Genomic DNA, 17911 nt, shown 5'->3' with positions numbered 1-17911 from the left:
TCCTGGACCACGTATCCGCGTTGTCGCAGCATGGGCGAAGCATCCCGCTACAGCCAGGACGGGCCCGATCCGTCCACCCTCGCGAGTGCCCGCGCGCGCCTCGCGGCCGACCGGGCGGACACCCTCGCCCGGGCGGCCGCGCTGAGCAGGGACTTCGACGGGATCGTCGCGGCGAACGCGCTGATCGCGGTCGACGACGAGCACGACCCCGAGGGAGGCACCACCGCCTTCGAGCGGGCCCACGTGGCCTCCCTGATGGCGCAGGCGCGCGAACACCTGGAGGAACTGGACCGGGCGCTGGAACGTCTCGAAGAGGGATGGTACGGACAGTGTGAAGGCTGCGGCAGGATGATCCCGCCCGAACGCCTGGAGATCCGTCCGGCGGCCACCACCTGCGTCACCTGCGCCCGGGGCGGCCCGCGCCGACAGCCGCCCCGCGCCTGACTCCGGCCCCTCGCCGCCCATCGGCCGACCACCACGGCGCCCGCCGCGCCACCCCGCCGAGGACGACGGCAGAAGCTTCGTACTGGGCGGGAGGAACCACGGCGAAGACCTGCCGCACTGCGAGCATCGAGGACGCCCGCTCCCCCGCCGACGTCATCGCCGAGGGACTGCGCGACCAGGGCATGGCCGTGGACGCCGCGTGACGGTCCTGACGCCGACCGCCGCCGGCTCACCCGGCGACCGTGCCAGCGGCCTGACCATGGGCACCTACGACTACCTCGCCAACCCCTTCCACGTGGGGCGGCTCGCTCCGGCGCCTCCTTCGCGGGGTCAGGTCCCGCCCTCACCTGGACTCCATGGCGGCCCCCTCGTGGCTCGCCCGGGACACGGGCTCCCGCTTCGAGGACGGCGACGTGGTCGGGCAGGCGGAGACCGCGGTGGGCCGCACAGTGACAGCCGGCGGTCAGCCGGCGAATCCGCCATTGCTCTTCAGCAGCTGTCCATTGATCCACTGACCCTGCGGTGAGCACAGGAACTCCACGAGGTGGGCGGTGTCCTGCGGGTTGCCCAGCCGTGCCAGCGGTGTCCTGCGCACCACGTGGTCCCGAATGCCGTCGGACATCCATCCGGTGTCCACCGGCCCCGGGTCGATCACGTTGGCGGTGATCCCGAGTTCCCCGAGTTCATGGGCGGCGGCCAGCGTGATGCGGTCCAGCGCGCCCTTGCTGGCCCCGTAGGGCAGATTGCCGACGGTGTGGTCACTGGTGAGGCTGATCACCCGTCCGGTTCCGCGAGCTCCCTGGAAGCGACGACCGTACTCGCGGATCAACAGCCAGGTGGCGCGTGCGTTCACCGCGAAGTGGCGGTCGAAGCTTTCCAGCGTGGTGTCGAGCAGGCCGGAGTCGACCGACTCGCAGTGGCACATCACCAGGGCGGTGACGTCGCCGAGGCGGCTCCGGACCTCGTCGAAGACACGCGCCGGCGTATCCGGATCGGCGAGGTCCGCCTCGACGGACGCCGTCTCGGCGCCGCGTTGCGCCAGGGTCTCGGCGATGGTGTCCGCGGCATCGGCCTCCGCGCCCCACGCCATGCGCGCATCGTAGGGCGTCCAGTACGTGAAGGCGACGTTCCAGCCGCCCTGGGCCAGTCGGCGGGCGACGCCCGCGCCGATCCCGAGAGAGCGGCCGACGCCGGTCACCAGCGCAACCGGCCTGGCGGCACCGGACAAAGGCATCTCTTCCGTGGTCGTCACAAGATGTCATCGTTCGACCTACGGTGCGGACTCGGCAAGCGATATTCCTTCAGCCGGCCTACTGGTCGCGCGTGGGCCAGATGGGGCCCTGATCGGTCCAGGTGACACCCTTGTTGCGGCAGAGGCAGAAGGGGTGGCCGATGGGGTCGGTGTAGACGCGGAAACCGTAGCCCTCGGGGCCGGTGCAGTCCCGTTGCAGGGTCGCGCCGAGGGCCAGGACGCGGCGCTGTTCGGCCTCGATGTCGTCGACTTCGAAGTCGAGGTGGAACTGCTTGGGGTGCTCGCTGTCGGGCCACTGCGGGGCGCGATAGTCCTCCACCTGGATGAAGGCCAGTTCGATCGCGCCGAACCGGATGCCGGCCCAGTTCTCGTTACTGCCCTCCTTGACCGGGAGCCCCACCACCTCGGAGTAGAAGGCTGCCAGCTTCATCGTGTCCGGGCAATCGATGATGAAGTCGGTGAGTCGTAGCATCCTGAGATCTTGTCACAAGATCAAATGAGCCGGAACGGGAGACAGACGCGCGGCCGGCCCGGCTGGGTCGGCGCTGTCCCCGCCGGACGCCGAACGACGAGTTCAGTGCCGATACCGCAGTACAGATGTCCTACAAGGAGCCCGCACACATGTCCTGAGCAGCGCCCCGACGCATCGGGCGCCGCTCCATGCAGACAGCGCGACCGGACCCTCCCTTCCTTCTGCACCGTCTGGGGAGTCGGCGCCCGACTCTCACTCGGTCATGGGCGTTGTCGCGGCTGTCCCTGGAGGACCGGTCGATGCTCCGGCCCCGCGGACGTGAGCGGCTCCGCCGGGCGGCCCTCCCGTTCCCGCTGCCTGGCGGCCAGGGCCCTGGCCAGCATCTTCGACCGGTAGGGATTCGACGTACTGAGAGCCTCGGCCACCTCCACGGCCTCGTCCAGCAGGGCCGGCCGTCGATCGGGGGACTCCCCCACCAGGGGCGATGCGCTCGCCTCCACCAGGACGTACGCCAGCTTCGACCCGTACACCTCCGGCTCGACCCGCGTCAGAAGGCGGTAGATCCACAATCCCTCGGCACCGCGCACCACCCGCCGGTTGGCGCTGAGCAGCCTGACCCTCGCCAGCATCACCATGTCCTGATCCATCGATCCCCCTTCGTCCCGCCACCCCCCGGCCGGTGCACGTCACACGGCGAGACAGCACGGCGAACGCACCGACAGCCGAAGGAGGCTGGCGACACGTTGACCGGAGAGTGGATGACGACGAGTCTGGCGCGCGGAATCAGCCGCCACAAGGCCGAACGGACGTGCGCTGGGTCCTACCGAAAACCGCCTCCGAGCAGGCATGATGGACCTGACACTCTCTCAAGTCCCCTTGTCGCCACTCGTGTGGACGCAAGCCCGGCCTCCCTTCGCAAGGTTTTCGCAAGGTCCGTGGCGCACTGTTCGGTGGGCAACGCGGAATGCCGCTGAGCGGACTCGAGATGACGACGCACTTCGTCGCGGGCTCTCGGCCTCTCCAGCGCAGCCGTAGGCCCACCCGTACATGTCAAGCAAAAGGAACCCATGTGAAGAAGCCCCGTATGGGCCGTGTGGTCGCGGCCTCGGCCGTGCTGATCAGCAGCGGCGCCATCGTGTTCGTTCCCGCGTCGGCGGCCTCGGCCACCGAGGCCGACTGCGACGGCATTGCCGTCATCGGCCGCTTCAGGGCTGTCGAGTCCGGAGCCTCGTTCGACTTCAGGGGCCGCCGGGTCGAGTTGCAGAACGAGTCGGCGCTCGACCGCTACAGCCGCGCGGAGATCAAGTCCGGCCGCAAGGCCGGCGACCGGCTGTGGGTCGACCGCAGCTTCCACTCGTTCCCCAACACCAAGGGCATCGTCAGCGACCAGCAGGCGAAGAGCGAGGGCTGGAAGATGTGCGGTCCCTACACCGGCAGCCGCACGCAGTCCGTCTTCAACTCCAACTTCGCCGCGCGCGCCTGTGCCGAGATCGAGGGCGTCACCAAGTGCGGCAAGTGGTACGTGGACTGACGTGTCCCGGCGGCAGGACATCTGAGCGGTGCCCCGCCGTGTGACCGCGCCCGGCAAGGCCGTCGCCCCTCCCCCTGTGGACGGGCGGCGGCCTTGCCGGCTGTGCGGGCGCGTTCGCGACGACCGGACGCCCGCGTGGCGGGCGGCCGGGGCACCGGTGGCCCGCAGGGATCTGCCGTGCGGGCCACCGGGCGAGCGGGAGGTTCGATCAGGCCCAGGGGCTGACCGCCGTGAAGGAACTGTCGGCGCGGAAGGTGGCGTTGTCCTGGTAGGGGTCGATGCGCAGCTCGTAGTTGTAGTGGCGGATGTAGCGGCCGGGGTAGTTGTACGACTCCAGGCCGACCGAGCCGGCGACCGAGCCGGGCCGGGCGCAGTAGGTGGCGTCCTTGTTGAAGAGCTGTGTGCCGTTGCTCGCGTCGAAGCGGACCCGGTAGTCGGCGTGGCGCAGGTAGCGGCCGGACGAGTCACGGAACGAGTAGCACTTGGAATCGGCCAGGCCGGGGACGATCGTGAAGGTGGCGCTCTGCTTGACCGCCGTCGTGCTGGAGGACGTCACCGGATCGAGGTAGCCGAGGCTGTCGGACCGCACGACGGCGTAGCGGCCGGGGAAGTTGACGGACTGGAGCGAGCGGGTGGTGTTCGTCGGCAGGGCGACGCCGCCGGAGACCGGGTCGATGCTGCTCAGGGTGGGGACGACCTTCTTGATCAGGCCGTCGGCGTCGAACTCCATCTTGTCGATGGTGGTTTCGCGGTGGGTGCCGTCGCCGCCGGGGATGGCGAAGCGGTGGTAGGCGATGTACCAGTCGTCGGTGCCCGGTACCTGCACCACTGAGTGGTGTCCGGGGCCCTTGATGCCGAGCGAGAGGTCCTTCTCCAGGATCACGCCGCGCTTGGTCCAGGGACCGGTGGGCGAGGAGCCGGTGGCGTAGGCGACCCGGTAGTTCTCGTCCCGGGTGTCGTTCTCCGACCACATCAAGTAGTAGGTGCCCTTGCGCTTGATGACGAAGGTGCCCTCGCGGTAGCCGCTGGGGGTGATGTTGGTGACCTTGGAGGCGTCGAAGGAGACCATGTCGGCGTTGAGGGGGGCGACGTACGCCTGGCCGTTCCCCCAGTAGAGATACGACTGCCCGTCGTCGTCGGTGAAGACGGCCGGGTCGATCATCTGGCCCGAGTAGTCACCGGCCTTCAGCAGCGGCTTGCCCAGCGCGTCCTTGAACGGGCCGGTCGGCGAGTCGGAGACCGCGACACCGATGTTGCCGTTGGCGCAGAAGTAGAAGTAGTACTTGCCGTTCTTCTCCTCGATCGTGGGCGCCCACGCCTTGTTGTCGGCCCAGCTGACGTCCGGTCCCAGGTCGAGGATGACACCGTGGTCGGTCCAGTGGACCAGGTCCTTGGACGAGTACGCCTTGAACTGCGTACCGCTCCAGTTCGCGAAGCCGTCGGTGGTCGGGTAGATGTAATACGTGTCGCCGAAGCGGACGATGTTCGGGTCGGCGGTGAGCCCCGGCAGGACCGGGCTCCTCATGACCAGCGCCTCCACCGTCCAGGTGCGCTTCGTTCCGTCGGAGCCGGTCACCTCGTACGTGACGGGCCTGGTGAAGTCGCGCGGGGTGCCGGAGGCGGGGCTGATGGACGAGCCGTCGGCGAGGGTGAACTGCGGGGCGAGCGCGGTGAGGTCGGTCCCTTCGACCAGCGGGAGGGTGATCTTGCTGTTGGCGTCGTCGATGATGGCGTCGGTCTTCAGCGCGGGATGGGTGACCTTCGCGATGCCCGTGGTGTTGCCGCTGATGTCGAGGACCTCTGCGGGCGCCAGCGCGCGGTTGTAGACCCGGAAGTCCCGGATCTTGCCCTTGAAGAGCTTGTCACTGGTGAAGACCGACTTGCCCACGTAGTTGGCGGTGGTGGTGCCGGACCCGATGGAACCGGGGGTGACGGTGACCGACGTGTTGCGGGCCACCTCCACTCCGTCCCTGTAGAGGACGCCCGTGTTTCCGGTCTGGGTGTAGGTGACGTGCTTCCAGACCCCGCGCTGCAACGTGCCGCCCGCCTGGGTGTTCTGCTCGGTGGACGGGCCCCCGGAGGCGATGGCGGTCCGGAACGAGTTACCGGTGGTGAAGAGGTACCCGTTGCCGCTGCCGTTGCTGGTGTTGCCGAAGCCGTAGATGAAGTACGGCGTGGTCTGGGCGGGGTCGATCTGCACGTCCATCGAGACGGTGATCGCGTTCATGCCGCTCATGATGTTGTCCGGCACCTTGACATAGGTGCCCGACCCGTCGAACGTGAGCCCTTCTCCGGCCCCCGACCAGCCCGCGGTGCCGTTGACGATTCCGTTTCGGCCGTTGCCCGAGGAGTCCACCGCCACGGTGCCCGAGGTGGCGTCGAGTTTGTACCAGAGGGCCAGGCCGTCCGTGATCTCCGCCGCCTGGGCGGGTACGGCCAGCCCGGCGAAGCCCCCCAGGAGCGAGGCGGCGGCCACGAAGGCCAGAGCGCCCGGCAGGAATCTCCGGCGACCGCGAGGTCTCACGCTGTGCATGGGTTCACATCCCTGAAGAAGGCATCGCTGTGGCAGGGTGCGCGAGGACTCGGCCGAGGTGCTGCCGTTCGGCCCGCATGACATCGCGTTGGCGAGTTTGTTGGGGGACACGATCAACGTCAATAGTTTTCGAACAATGTCCGACATGCCGAACAGTTCGCTTTCGCTTTCTTGCAACCGCGCGCCTGAGGAGCAGTGGCAGATCATCGCCGTCTGACGATCCCGGCGCCACCTCCCGACAACGGGCTGCCGCCCGCACCCGCGACATCAACGCCCGGCTGCGCATCCCCCGCCGGACTGGTCCGGCGTGCGGGCGGCGAGCGGATACCTCCGTGCGCCTCGTCTCCGGACGCGCTCGGGGGACGTCCGGCCGCGCTCCGGCGATGGGCCGGCCACGGCCCGGAAGTCGATGAACATGCCCTCTGTCCACTCGCGCCGTGGCCCCCGTCCTTCGGGAGTGTCGTCGCCGGCGTCCGCCCGGCGGGTGGAAAAGGATTCGGGGCGAGGAGTAAACGCGGTGCGCCGCCGCGGGTGTTCAGCGGTGTCGCAGTCGGCAGGGCATCTGCCGACGTTACGTGGTTGCCAGGGGATGGTGGTCGAGTATGTGGGAATCGATCGTGGTCGCGGGGTTGGCCGCTACGGTCAGAATCGCCGTCCAGGTGGTGGCCTGGCGGCGGGAGCTGACGCGAGAACGTGAACGTCGCCGGCTGATTCTTGCTGCGTTGCGCCTGGCGGGACACGGTGTCCGGCTCGAGGAACGCCGCCCGGACGGCGGCGTTCTGACCGTGCGGGGCGAGGGCCTCGCCGCGTCCCGCGGGCAGGAAGGGGAAGAGGGATGAGCGCTGGGACGGGCGGTGCCCGCTTCGACGCGCAGGAGCCCGCACCGGCCGGTGGTGAGGAGTCAGGGCAGGACGGACGCCTTCCCGTCGACTTCGCGTCGTTCTTCACAGACCACCGCCCGGCCCTGCTGGCCCGGGCGGTGATGCTGTGCGGCAACCGTCAGGACGCGGAGGACGCCGTCCAGGACGCCTTCCTCGCGGCGCTGGAGAACTGGGGCCGGGTCAGCGGCTACGACCAGCCCAACGCGTGGGTGAGTCTGGTGATGCGGAGAAAGCTGTGGCGCGCCCTGCGTCTACGCCTCAGGGCCAAGCGCGCGGCGTTGGACGTGGCCGTACCCAGTCAGGCGCTGCCGGACGAGACGGCGCAGGCCCGCCGGGTGCTGACCGCGATGGCCGCACTGCCGCCGCGTCAGCGGATGGTGCTGGTCATGTACAGCCTCTACGCCATGACCCATCAGGAGATCGCCGACGACCTGAACATCGCCGCCTCCACGGCACGGGTGAACCTGCACAAGGGGCGCGCCAATCTCCGGCGCATGCTCGGCCTCGGCCCGGATACCGACCCTCTGCGGGACGTGCTGCTGCTGGCTGTCGGCGACCGGCCGCCGAAGGAGCGGCTCGCCGCGGCCCTCGACGCCACCGAGTCCTGGCTGTGCTCTGCCTTCGAGGCGGAGGAACAGGCGCCGTCGCAGGCCCGAACGGACCTCGCAGGCCGACACCGCCGAGGCACGGGGCGCAGGTGACAGCGAACAAAACGGCGACCACCACAGTGCGCGCCCTCCTCGGCTGCGCCCTGCTGGGCGGCGTCCATCTGCTCGGCCTCGCCGTGCTGGCCGCCCAGCTCCTGCTGCTCGTAGCCATCCTGACCACAGACAGCTGGCAGGTCGCCGTACCGGGCTCCTTCACCCTGGCCGCCGTCTGCACCCTGGGTTACGGACTGCTCTCCGGGAAGTCCGCCGACGTGCCCGAAGGCCCCCGCATCGTGCTCACCGCGCAGCAGCAGCCCGAGCTGTGGGCCTTGATCCGGCAACTCGCGGACGAACTGGACACAGCCCCACCCGCGACACTGCGCCTGGCCGACACCGTGAACGCCTGCGCCGGTGAGCGCAGCAGGCTGTGGGGTCTCTTCCCCGGCCCTCGCACCCTGGACCTCGGCCTGCCTCTGCTCATCGGTCTCACCGGGGACCAGCTACGCGCCGTCCTGTGCCACGAACTGGGCCACTACGCGGGCCGGCACACCGCGTTGGCCGCCGTCAGTCATCGCGGCAGTGTCGCTCTGGAACGCACGATCCGCCATCTGGAGGTCCTGGCGACCGACCAGCTCAGCGTCACACCTCCGCCGCGACTGCTGCTCAGGATCCTCAGGGCCTACAACGGCCTGTACCTGCGCCTGACGTTGTCCGTCCGGCGCGGCCAGGAGCTCGAAGCGGACGCCGCGGCGGCGCGGATGACGGGACCACACACGCTGGCGCAGGCCTTGCTGACGGTGCACAACCTGGTGCCGCTCTGGAACGAGACCACCGGGAACCGGGCCCGGTCGCAGGGGCCGTCGGCGCCGGCACCGGCGTCAACGACCGGAGGAGACGATGTCCGTTCCCTGTCGCCGCCGTCGCTTCCCGAGGGCGTCTTCCGGGACTTCGCGCACCGGATCGCCGAGCCGGCCGGGCGGCCCTTCGCGGACGGCAGGGGTCTCTCGGCACTCGACGACCCCTCCCATGACGGGCTCGGCAGTCACCCGCCGCTGACGGTCCGGCTGGCGGCCCTGCGCCGCGACGACGAGCCCGTCGACGCCCACCCAGCGAGCCTGAGCGCGCACCCTCGTGCCGCGAGTCTTGTGCGAAACCTCCCCGAGGCGGCCGAGGCATTGCAGCGCGCCATGAGCCCGCTCCGCGGAGCGCCCCCTGGGCAGGCCGGACAGGCCGGCGCCACCGTAGCGGTGCCACCGCCTCGGCTGGACAGGGCGGTGGTGCGGTTCCGGGTCAAGGTCATGCTGGTCGGCTGGTTCCTGATCCTGGCGGCGAGCGCTGTCGTCCACAGCGTCGTCTCCCCGCCCCGCACCGATCCGCCGCCCATCAACCCGCCACCCGCCACGCACCACGTCCCGCCCGCGGTGCCACCCCCGCCGCTGACCTTTCCGACGTTCACCCTCCCCCCGCTCCCGTCGCCCGGCCGGCTCACCACTTCGCCGCTCGTACCGCTGAAGTAGCCGGAGCCCGTTCCGGATGATCAGCCGCGGCCGAGAGCCGCTGTCGCTACCGACCCAGGTCCGCGGCGGCGCCCGCGGTCTCTGCGTGCCGCGCCTCGACCGCGCCGATCACCCGCTGCCGGGCCAGCCGCCGGGCCTGCCTCAGCTTCGCGTCGGCCAGCAGCAGGGGCGCGTACCAGATCCAGCCCCACGCGCTGTAGGAAACGGTCCCGCTCAGCACCAGCGCCCTGTTGGTGGCGACGACCAGGACGAAGGCGGCGGCGTACGCGGCCACCCGGTAGCGGACCAGGAGCCGGAGCGGGGCCCGCCACGGGCCGGCCAGCAGTTCCAGCGCGGCCGCCACCTCGGCGGCCCGCAGGTCCTCGGGATGGGCGGACGCCCGGCCCCCCTTCTCCAGCGCTTCGGCGACCTCGGCGCTGTGGGAGGTCAGAGCCGCCCGCTCCGCCCGCACGGAGGCCGTCCTCTCCCGTAGTTCCTGCCAGTACCCCCGCCCGGCGCGCCCGAGCGCGTCCTCCACCTGTGCAGCCTCGGGCGACCCCGGCGGAGCCAGCACGGCGATCCGCTCCTTCAGCGAGCCCGCCCGAGCGCTGCGCCCCGGGTACGTCCACGCGTCGGCCCGCAGGCACAGCTCCAGGTAGGACACGAGCAGTCCGAGGTCGTCGGGCCACTCGGCGAGTCCGGCCCTGTAGGCCTTCTCCGCCTCGGCGTCGTGGTCGTCCTCGTCCTCCGCCGCGTGAGCGAGGCCTAGCCACCGGTAGAGCACCGGATCGGGTCCGAGTTCCACCAGGCCGGATTGGCCAACTTCCGGACCTTCGTGAACCCGCCCACCGCGAAGAGTTCCTCGCAGTGGGCGGCGTATTCCTCGTGTGTCATGCTTCCCGCCCCAGTCGATCAGTAGGGCCACTTTCTGCCACACGAACCCGCTGGTCAAGGCGGTTCAGCGGGCACCCGGTCGTGAGACGGGCGTGAGCCGGAGCACCGTGGACCGCGCAACCGGGCACTCGCTGAACGGGACAACCGGGTCAGCCGATCCGCGCGACGGACTTCCCCGTCGGAGTGAAGGACTCGCCCGCTCAGGAGCACGTGAACGAGCCCCGGGCCGACGGTGACCGAGCATTTCAGCGAGCGGGTTTCGTGCTGTCGAATGCTCAGTCGGCAACGCTGTACGCGCTGTTGCGCGTGTGGGATGATCGGACTCATGATCGAAGCTCCAGCACGGAAGGGCGACCTCCGCCCCGCCCGATGACGTGGCCGGACGAGGCCGTGGCCGACGGCACCGCCACGACACTCGCCCACCCTTCCCGTATCGCGCTCTTCGAGGCGATACGCGCCGACCGCACCGGCCCCGTCGCCACCCGGCTGCTCCGGCTCGCACACGGCGACACCCCCGTCGTCCGCAGGGAGGCCTTGGACCTCCTACACAGCCTGGCCCGCGAACGGCCCTGGCCAGAGGCGGTCGACGCCGCTGTGGCCCGGCTCAGCGACCCCGACGAGGAAGTACGGCGCCGAGCCGCGTACCTCTTCGGCTACCGCGGGGAGCCCGGCCTGGTTCTCGCGGCCCTCGTCGAACCAACCGACCCTGCCGTGCGCGCCGATCCGGTCGTGCGCACCGTCCTGGCCAGGGCGCTCGGCCCGGCCGCCGCCCACCTGACCGGCGACGACCTCGCGCCGGTCCGCTTCCTCGCGCACCTGGAGACGCTGCGGGCAGCGCCACCCCCGCGGTGGCGCTCCCTGGACGCCGCACTCCTCGACGACGCCCGGGAGGCCGCGCGCCACCTGGACGACATCGGGCACCTCTGGGGCGCGGCCCTGTGCGCACTCGGGCGCGAGCACGACACGTACGCCCTCGTGGCCCGCCTCCTCGCCGACCCGGCCACCCGCGACATCGGCGCCGACCTGGCCCGTGAGGCGTGCCACGACTGGCGGGTCGCCCCGGTCAGGCTGCTGCCGCTGCTCGTCCACCACCACAGCCAGGGGACCACCCCCGCTCTTGATGCGGCGCTCGCGACGGCCTCGATCTCCGAGGCGGCGGTGCGGACTCACGGAGTCCTCCTCGCCGGACTCCCCTGCACGCCGACCGCGAGGGCCCGCCGGATCCCTTCCACCGCGACGTCGTACGACAGCGCATCCGCCGCCGCACTCCTCGCCGCCAGGCCTGTGGGCATCACCCGCCTCGCTCACGCCTGCGAGATCTTCGAGGCCCTGCTGGACGCCGGCCCGCTGACCTTCCGTCAGGCGGCCCAGCTCTACAACCTGACGTTCCATCGCCCCTGCCGCTCACAGGCGGAGTGCGCCCCGCTGTGGCTCCGGCACGCCGGTCCCTCCGCACTGCCCCGGCTGCTCGCCCTCGTGACACCCCACCTGGCCGACTACGCGTTCGGCGAGTACTACCTGGCGGGCCTCGCCCGGATGGGCGGCCACGCGCGGCCCGCGCTGCCGGCCGTGACGGCCCTGATCGACAGACGTACCCGCATCCCTGTCAACGACTCCACCCGCGACGCCGAGATGAGGCTGGACGAAAACCTTCTGGCCGCCGCTCGCAGCGCCCGCCGAGCGATCCTGGCGCACACCGGCCCACCGCTTCCCGCCCGGCTGTCTCCCCCGTAGACCGACCGCGTTCGTCGGAGCCCTGGTTCGGCAGCCCGCAGCCGACGACCACCCATCGGGGGGAGGCTGCGCGGAGGCCGTTCGTCACGGAGCCGGATGAACTCCTCGCTCGAACCGGTTCGGGGCTGCCGCGAGGCGCGGGGGGCTGTCCCACCTGAATCGGAGCGCCTCCCCCGACAGCGGGAGAATCCGCGCGATCCTCGGCCCTCGCCGATGCTCCTTGCGTCGGGGGTATTGCTGCGGGATTTCCCCGGTGTTAGCTTCCTGCGAACCGATTCGATGGAGTGATCCTTCCGACGACCCGAGCCAGCCCCTCCCCCCACCCGTTGCCATGCCGGGCACCGACCCCGTTCTCCGGGCACACCCCTCCCCCCTCCGGATGCCCGATGTCGAACCGATTCGATGTCGCGTGTCCCCGGATCCTCCTCACCGGCCCGGCATACGGCCCGGCAGTCACGGGCCGGGCCCGGGCCGACCGGGAGCCGTAACTCACAGGATCGAGGACGCAGTCCATGTCATCCGCGTCATCCGCCGACAGTTCAGCCCGCCGCCGGGCCTCCGCCGCCGCGGCCCTGGCCCTCGGCGCGGGCCTGCTGGCCGCACCGGCCGTCCCCGCGCAGGCGGCCGACACACCCCGGCCCACGGCCCGCTACACCTTCAACGAGGACGACCTCACCTCCGGAAAGATCACCGACAGTTCCGGCAACGGCCTGACGGCGAGTCTGGTCAACGGCTCCACCGCACGGTCCGTCGAAGGAACGGACGGCGGCAAGGCGCTCGCCCTGCCCGGCGGGGCGCCCGCCTCCGACGGCGCCTACGTGCGCCTGCCCCGGGAAGTGGTCGGCGACGCGACCGACCTGACGGTGTCCGCCCGCGTGAAGTGGGGCGACGACACATCGTCCTGGCAGCGGATCTTCGACCTGGGATCCGGCACCACGAAGTACCTCTTCACCACCCCGTCCAACAACGGCGGCGTGCTGCGCACCGCCGTGACGACGGGCGGAGGCGGCGCGGAGTCCCAGGTCTCCGGATACGCGGCGCTCCCCGCCGGCGCCTGGCGCACCGTCACGGTCACCCTCGACACCGCCGCCGGACAGGTCACCACCTACCTCGACGGCGTGGCGGTCTCGTCCTCGGCGACGACCGTCAAGGCCCGAGACCTGCTGGACGCCTCGGCCACGGCCGCCGGCTACATCGGAAAGTCCTTCTACCCGGATCCGCTCCTCAAGGGCGTGATCGACGACTTCACGGTGTGGCACTCGGCGCTCAGCGCCGAGCAGGTGGCGGGTGTGGTCGGCGACGTCCCCACCCTTCAGGCCCTGTCGAGGACGTCCTTCGAGGTGCGGACCACCACCGGAACGGCCCCGTCCCTCCCCTCAGCGGTCCGCTCCACCTACTCCGACGGCTACGACCGCGACACCCCGATCGTCTGGGACGCCATACCCTCGGACGCGTACGCCCGGCCCGGCACGTTCACGACGGCAGGCACGGCGGCCGGGCGCCGGGTGACGGCGACCGTCACCGTGGTCCGCGAAGGCGAACTCACCGTCGACCTCGGCTCGGACACCGGCGCCTTCCACGGCGGCGCCTCCGGCACCCTCTACGGCGTGTACGGACCCGACGTCCCCACCAACAACCTCATCGAGGGCATGGGTCTGCGCACCGTCTCCACCAAGGCGCAGGACGGTCCCCAGCATCCGGGAGCCGACGCCCTGGAGGTGGTCGGACCCCTGGCCGACTCCACCGACGGTGACGTGTACATCTACATGACCGACATCCACCGCGGGTTCCCGTACGAGTGGCCGGGCGCCACCCCGGCGGAGAAGGTCAAGCTGTACGAGGAGAAGATCGCCAAGCAGGTCGACCAGGTGCTGCGCCTGCCGAAGCGGTATCAGGACAACATCGTCTTCGTGCCGTTCAACGAGCCCGAGGGCAACATGTTCGGCACCGGTGAGTGGAGTTACGACAAGGTCAGCTGGCTGAACTCCCCCGACGCCTTCTTCGCCGCCTGGGACTCCGCGTACCAGCTCATCAAGGGCAGGATGCCCGACGCCCGCATCGCCGGCCCCAACACCAGCATCCTGTACGACCAGGTGAAGGGCTTCCTCACGCACACCCTCGCCGCCGGCACCCTCCCGGACGTGATCACCTGGCACGAACTGAGCCACCCGGAGGCCGTGCGCGTCGGCGTCACCAAGTACCGGACGTGGGAGAAGGACCTGTTCAGCGGAACCAGCCGTGAGGGCACCGAACTCCCCGTCAACATCAACGAGTACGCCTTCAACTACCACACCTCCGTCCCGGGCCAGATGATCCAGTGGGTCTCCGCGATCGAGGAGTCCAAGGTGGACGCCGACATCGCGTACTGGAACATCGACGGCAACCTCTCCGACTCCGCCGTCCAGTCCAACCGCGGCAACGGCCAGTGGTGGCTTCTGCACTCCTACGCCTCCATGAGCGGACACACCGTCACGGTCAGCCCGCCGTTCCCCGGCCAGAACTACACCATGCAGGGCGTTGCCACCTTCGACGAGAAGAAGAAGCAGGCCCGACTGCTCTTCGGCGGCTCCACCGGCAAGGGCCACATCACCTTCGCGGGCATTCCGAAGAAGGTCTTCGGCAAGAGCGTCCACGCCTGGATCCGCGAGATCGAGTGGAGCGGGCAGGTCGGCGACAGCCCCGGCCCGAAGCTGCTCGCGGAGACGAATCTCGCGGTCGGCGCCGACGGCACCGTATCCGCCGACTTCGGCGAGGGCACACTGCCGGCGCTCAAGGAGTCCTCGGCCTACGAGATCGTCCTCAGCCCGGCCGGGAAGGCGAAGGCCACACAGTCCGCGCCCGTGCGCTGGCAGGGCTCGTACGAGGCCGAGGACGCCGCGCACACCGGCTCCGGCTACTCGAAGAAGGGCCCCGAGGGCTCCACGAGCGACGTGTCGAAGTTCTACACGTCCGGCGGCTACGACGTGGGCGGCCTGCGCACCGGCTCGGACGTCACGCTCGACTTCACCGTGGACGTGCCCGAAGACGGCAGCTACGACCTGAGCGTCTTCGCCAACTCCCTCAACACCTTCGACAAGGTCCGGGAGCAGGGTCCCACCAACGTGTTCCTGCGGGTGGACGGCACAGCCGTCAGCGAGCAGGAGCTGCACCTGCCGCTCGGCTACAAGTGGGTGGTGTGGGACCACAGCGACACCGAGGTCAGGCTCACCAAGGGCAAGCACACCCTGACGCTCGCCGCGAAGAGCCTCGACGGCAGGCGCGCCACCCAGGGCGACGCCATCGTGGACCGGCTGACCCTGTCCCTGCCGGACGCCTCCGCCCGCACACAGGTGTACGAGGGTGAACTGGCCTGGCTCGGCGGCGGATCGCGCCCCGTCTACGACCTGCCCGAGCGGGCCGCCACCGGCTCGGGCGCCGCACGGCTGCCGAAGAAGGGAACCGCCACCTTCTGGGTCTACTCCCCCGCCGACCGCGAGGCGACCCTCACGATCGACGTCCTCGCCGGCACGGACGGCCGCGTCTCCGTCAACGGCCAGGACGTCCTGCGTCTGGGCAAGCGCAGGAACAGCGCCGCCGTCTCCCTCTCCGGCGGCGTCAACAAGGTGACGGTGACCGGCGGTTCGGGCAACACCCTGGTCGACCGCCTCACGGTCACCCCGACCGAGGGCGCTCTCAGGACGCGCACGTACGAGGCCCGCGACGCCGCGCTCACCGGCTCGGCCACCCTCAGTCCCCTCTCCCTGGCCACCGACGGCACCGCGATCAGCGGCATCGGCGGCGACCCGGGCAACGGCAACACCGCCACGTTCACCGTCACCGCGGACAAGGCGGGCCTGCACGCACTGCGCATCCGCTACTCCAACCCCGAACAGTCCCCGGCCACCCACTACAACCCGGACCCGCTCGCCCGTCACGCCGACCTCACCGTCAACGGCGGCGAGACCCGGCGGATCTTCTTCCCGCACACCTTCCACCAGAACAACTTCTGGGAGCTGACCGTCCCCGTCCAGCTCAAGAAGGGACCGAACACACTCACCTTCCGCTCCGAGGAACTCCCGAACTTCGACGGCACCACCTACGCCTCGGACACCTTCCCCGGCGTGCTGCTCCGTTCCCGGTACGCGCCGTTGATCGACCGGATCGCCGTCGCGCCGTATGCGAAAGAGGTGCGATGAGAGGAGCGGCGTAGCGGCAAGGCGACGCGTGCGATCGCCGGGCGGCGGGGCGACGCCCCCCGCCCCGCCCCGCCGCCCGCCGGATCGCGCCGACCGCGTCGCTGATGCCGTCGGCAGGCGCCCGGGGCCGTCAGTCCGCCGGACCGACGGCCCCGGGCGCTTCGGCGTGCGAAAGTCCCCTCCGGTACGAGCGACGGCTCGACCGCATGGCCGCCGGACGGGACGACCCGGCGCTGCCCTCATCCCGCCACGTCTGCACGCTCGGGACCACGACCGCGGTGTCAGTGTGCTGACGTATTCTTCCCGCCACTGCTCACCGACCTGGAGGACCAAGAGAATTGTCTGGCCTGTCTGCTTTTCCGCTGCCCTTTCATGCTTCTCGTTCCCTGTCGTACGCGACACCTCGAACGCTGCGAGAACTCGAGATGATGCGGTGCAGCGCGCTCATTCGGGCCAAGCCTGAGTGGTTCAACAAGTTGAACGACGCCGGCATCGTCGCCAGATGGACTCAGGAGGCGGTCGCCCAGGGCCTCACCGAGGCGCAGGTTCACTACGTGCTTGCCGAACTCCGGCATTACGCCGCACTGCGGGACGGACGAACCGGCGTCGAGGTGTCCGCCGTCGACGGGGTGTGGCAGTCGGACGCGCTGGTCGACGACAAGCTGAGGTCCCGGCTGCGCGAAGCGGTTCAGGTGCTGGAGCAGGTCCCCGAGGCGGAACAGGACTGGCATCCCGGCTCCGACGGTCAGGTACTGGATCTCGTGCATCCCTCACTGTTCTGCCTGGTGCGGGAAGTGAGCGGGGCGCACGAGAGGGCCTGGGAGAACCCGACGGACCGCTACTCGGCGTACGAGTTCTCGGAGAAGTTCCAGTGGCTGCCCACGGACGTGGACATAAGTGACGACGGTGATGTCTCCTTCCGGTCGTACGTCAACAACGTCCACCCCGAAACGCATCGCGAACTGGCCGCCGTCCTGCCGGACTTGTTCGCGCGCCTGCGGCCCCTGTTCGAGAACGTGCTCACCGATCTACGTCACCCGCGGCCCCCGCGGATCGACGTCGACCCCTACGGGTGGTACGACTCGCAGCCGGAATACCCGGACCGGTCCTCCTACAGCGATGACACGTCGTACGCGGAAGCCCGCCAGGCGTGGGAAGAGGCCCAGGACGCATGGTGGGAGAACCGTCGCCCGGTCGTCCCGGACGCGCCGGCCTTCACCGCGCCCGAGTCACCCGACGAATCCGCCCGGGTCGACCTGCGCGGCCGGCGTCTTCAGGTCATCGTCAAGCTAGCCACCATTCACCTCACTCCGGACAAGCCCGCATACCCGGGCGGTTCCTGGCATGTCGAGGGGATGATGAACGAGCGGATCGTCTCGACCGGCATCTACTACTGGGACAGTGAGAACATCACCGAGAGCCGGCTCGCTTTCCGGGCGGTTCTCGACGATCCCCACTACGAACAGAACGACGACAACGGCCTTCGCGAGGTCTACGGCCTGGAGGACGAAGACGCGCTGAACCAGACGCTGGGATCGACGTCGACGCCGGCGGGCCGCTGTCTGGCGTTCCCGAACATCCTGCAACACCGCGTCGGCCCGTTCGGCCTCACGGACCCCACGCGCCCGGGATACCGCAAGATTCTCGCGTTCTTCCTGGTCGACCCGTCACAGACCATCGTCTCGACATCCGATGTGCCGCCGCAACAGCCGTGGTCCGACACCTCGACCATGACACTCGAGCAGGCCGAGGACTTCCGCGAACAACTCATGCGGGAGCGCAAGTTCTTCGTCGACGAACACAACGAGCAGCTCTACGAACGAGAATTCTCCCTCTGCGAGCACTGACCGCG

Annotated in this window: 14 protein-coding genes and 1 pseudogene; 9 read left to right on the top strand and 6 right to left on the bottom strand. The window is 70.0% G+C overall.

The window, feature by feature from the left end; translation table 11 throughout:
* Positions 1 to 30 precede the first annotated feature (30 nt).
* Positions 31 to 444, top strand: coding sequence for a TraR/DksA family transcriptional regulator (locus tag QF032_RS38020; protein ID WP_307049142.1), 414 nt, complete (start codon positions 31 to 33; stop codon positions 442 to 444).
* 463 nt (positions 445 to 907) lie between these two features.
* Here the strand turns inward: QF032_RS38020 and QF032_RS38015 are convergent, their stop codons facing one another.
* The 3 genes from QF032_RS38015 to QF032_RS38005 all read right to left on the bottom strand — a co-directional run bounded on the left by QF032_RS38015 (position 908) and on the right by QF032_RS38005 (position 2815).
* Positions 908 to 1678, bottom strand: a complete 771-nt coding sequence (locus QF032_RS38015) for an SDR family oxidoreductase (RefSeq protein WP_307059670.1) — start codon at positions 1676 to 1678, stop codon at positions 908 to 910.
* A gap of 76 nt (positions 1679 to 1754) precedes the next feature.
* On the bottom strand, positions 1755 to 2168 hold the full coding sequence (locus tag QF032_RS38010; RefSeq protein WP_306955705.1) for a VOC family protein: 414 nt from the start codon (positions 2166 to 2168) through the stop codon (positions 1755 to 1757).
* A gap of 260 nt (positions 2169 to 2428) precedes the next feature.
* Complete coding sequence (locus QF032_RS38005; protein ID WP_307059668.1) at positions 2429 to 2815, bottom strand: hypothetical protein; 387 nt, start codon at positions 2813 to 2815, stop codon at positions 2429 to 2431.
* Between the two features lie 422 nt (positions 2816 to 3237).
* On the opposite strand from QF032_RS38005, the gene QF032_RS38000 reads away from it, so the two are divergent.
* Positions 3238 to 3699: a hypothetical protein gene (locus QF032_RS38000; RefSeq protein ID WP_306955702.1), complete on the top strand. Its 462-nt coding sequence runs from the start codon at positions 3238 to 3240 to the stop codon at positions 3697 to 3699.
* 208 nt (positions 3700 to 3907) lie between these two features.
* On the opposite strand, the gene QF032_RS40960 is transcribed toward QF032_RS38000, so the two are convergent.
* Positions 3908 to 4288, bottom strand: a complete 381-nt coding sequence (locus tag QF032_RS40960) for an AbfB domain-containing protein (protein ID WP_307060523.1) — start codon at positions 4286 to 4288, stop codon at positions 3908 to 3910.
* A 72-nt stretch (positions 4289 to 4360) separates the two neighbouring features.
* A pseudogene (locus QF032_RS37990) lies at positions 4361 to 6145 on the bottom strand (family 43 glycosylhydrolase); the annotation flags it as partial.
* A 124-nt stretch (positions 6146 to 6269) separates the two neighbouring features.
* On the opposite strand from QF032_RS37990, the gene QF032_RS37985 reads away from it, so the two are divergent.
* From QF032_RS37985 to QF032_RS37970, 4 genes are all read left to right on the top strand, one after another.
* Complete coding sequence (locus QF032_RS37985; RefSeq protein WP_307059666.1) at positions 6270 to 6449, top strand: hypothetical protein; 180 nt, start codon at positions 6270 to 6272, stop codon at positions 6447 to 6449.
* Positions 6450 to 6834: 385 nt separating this feature from the next.
* Positions 6835 to 7071, top strand: a complete 237-nt coding sequence (locus tag QF032_RS37980) for a hypothetical protein (RefSeq protein WP_306955698.1) — start codon at positions 6835 to 6837, stop codon at positions 7069 to 7071.
* Positions 7068 to 7814, top strand: a complete 747-nt coding sequence (locus tag QF032_RS37975) for an RNA polymerase sigma factor (protein WP_307059664.1) — start codon at positions 7068 to 7070, stop codon at positions 7812 to 7814. Before QF032_RS37980 ends, QF032_RS37975 begins: the two co-directional genes overlap by 4 nt.
* Positions 7811 to 9277, top strand: coding sequence for a M48 family metallopeptidase (locus QF032_RS37970; protein WP_307059662.1), 1467 nt, complete (start codon positions 7811 to 7813; stop codon positions 9275 to 9277). Before QF032_RS37975 ends, QF032_RS37970 begins: the two co-directional genes overlap by 4 nt.
* A 46-nt stretch (positions 9278 to 9323) precedes the next feature.
* Here the strand turns inward: QF032_RS37970 and QF032_RS37965 are convergent, their stop codons facing one another.
* A complete protein-coding gene (locus QF032_RS37965) occupies positions 9324 to 10061 on the bottom strand; it encodes a hypothetical protein (RefSeq protein WP_307059660.1) in 738 nt (245 codons plus the stop codon).
* Between the two features lie 458 nt (positions 10062 to 10519).
* Between QF032_RS37965 and QF032_RS37960 the strand changes: the two genes are divergently transcribed.
* The 3 genes from QF032_RS37960 to QF032_RS37950 all read left to right on the top strand — a co-directional run bounded on the left by QF032_RS37960 (position 10520) and on the right by QF032_RS37950 (position 17906).
* Positions 10520 to 11884, top strand: coding sequence for a hypothetical protein (locus QF032_RS37960; RefSeq protein ID WP_307059658.1), 1365 nt, complete (start codon positions 10520 to 10522; stop codon positions 11882 to 11884).
* 512 nt (positions 11885 to 12396) lie between these two features.
* The gene (locus QF032_RS37955; RefSeq protein WP_307059656.1) at positions 12397 to 16059 is read left to right on the top strand and encodes a LamG-like jellyroll fold domain-containing protein; all 3663 of its coding nucleotides are present in this window, start codon (positions 12397 to 12399) and stop codon (positions 16057 to 16059) included.
* Positions 16060 to 16397: 338 nt separating this feature from the next.
* Positions 16398 to 17906, top strand: coding sequence for a DUF4246 domain-containing protein (locus QF032_RS37950; RefSeq protein ID WP_307049127.1), 1509 nt, complete (start codon positions 16398 to 16400; stop codon positions 17904 to 17906).
* Positions 17907 to 17911 lie beyond the last annotated feature (5 nt).

This window comes from Streptomyces achromogenes (assembly GCF_030816715.1).
GTDB classification, from domain to species: Bacteria; Actinomycetota; Actinomycetes; order Streptomycetales; family Streptomycetaceae; genus Streptomyces; species Streptomyces achromogenes_A.
The sequence above is the reverse complement of the archived record's forward strand: the minus strand, read 5'-3'. Positions and strand labels throughout refer to the sequence as shown.

Coding starts and splice junctions, on each gene's coding strand:
- QF032_RS38020 (WP_307049142.1), top strand. CDS start 31: ATGGGCGAAGCATCCCGCTACAGCCAGGACGGGCCCGATCCGTCCACC.
- QF032_RS38015 (WP_307059670.1), bottom strand. CDS start 1,678: ATGCCTTTGTCCGGTGCCGCCAGGCCGGTTGCGCTGGTGACCGGCGTC.
- QF032_RS38010 (WP_306955705.1), bottom strand. CDS start 2,168: ATGCTACGACTCACCGACTTCATCATCGATTGCCCGGACACGATGAAG.
- QF032_RS38005 (WP_307059668.1), bottom strand. CDS start 2,815: ATGGATCAGGACATGGTGATGCTGGCGAGGGTCAGGCTGCTCAGCGCC.
- QF032_RS37980 (WP_306955698.1), top strand. CDS start 6,835: ATGTGGGAATCGATCGTGGTCGCGGGGTTGGCCGCTACGGTCAGAATC.
- QF032_RS37975 (WP_307059664.1), top strand. CDS start 7,068: ATGAGCGCTGGGACGGGCGGTGCCCGCTTCGACGCGCAGGAGCCCGCA.
- QF032_RS37960 (WP_307059658.1), top strand. CDS start 10,520: ATGACGTGGCCGGACGAGGCCGTGGCCGACGGCACCGCCACGACACTC.
- QF032_RS37955 (WP_307059656.1), top strand. CDS start 12,397: ATGTCATCCGCGTCATCCGCCGACAGTTCAGCCCGCCGCCGGGCCTCC.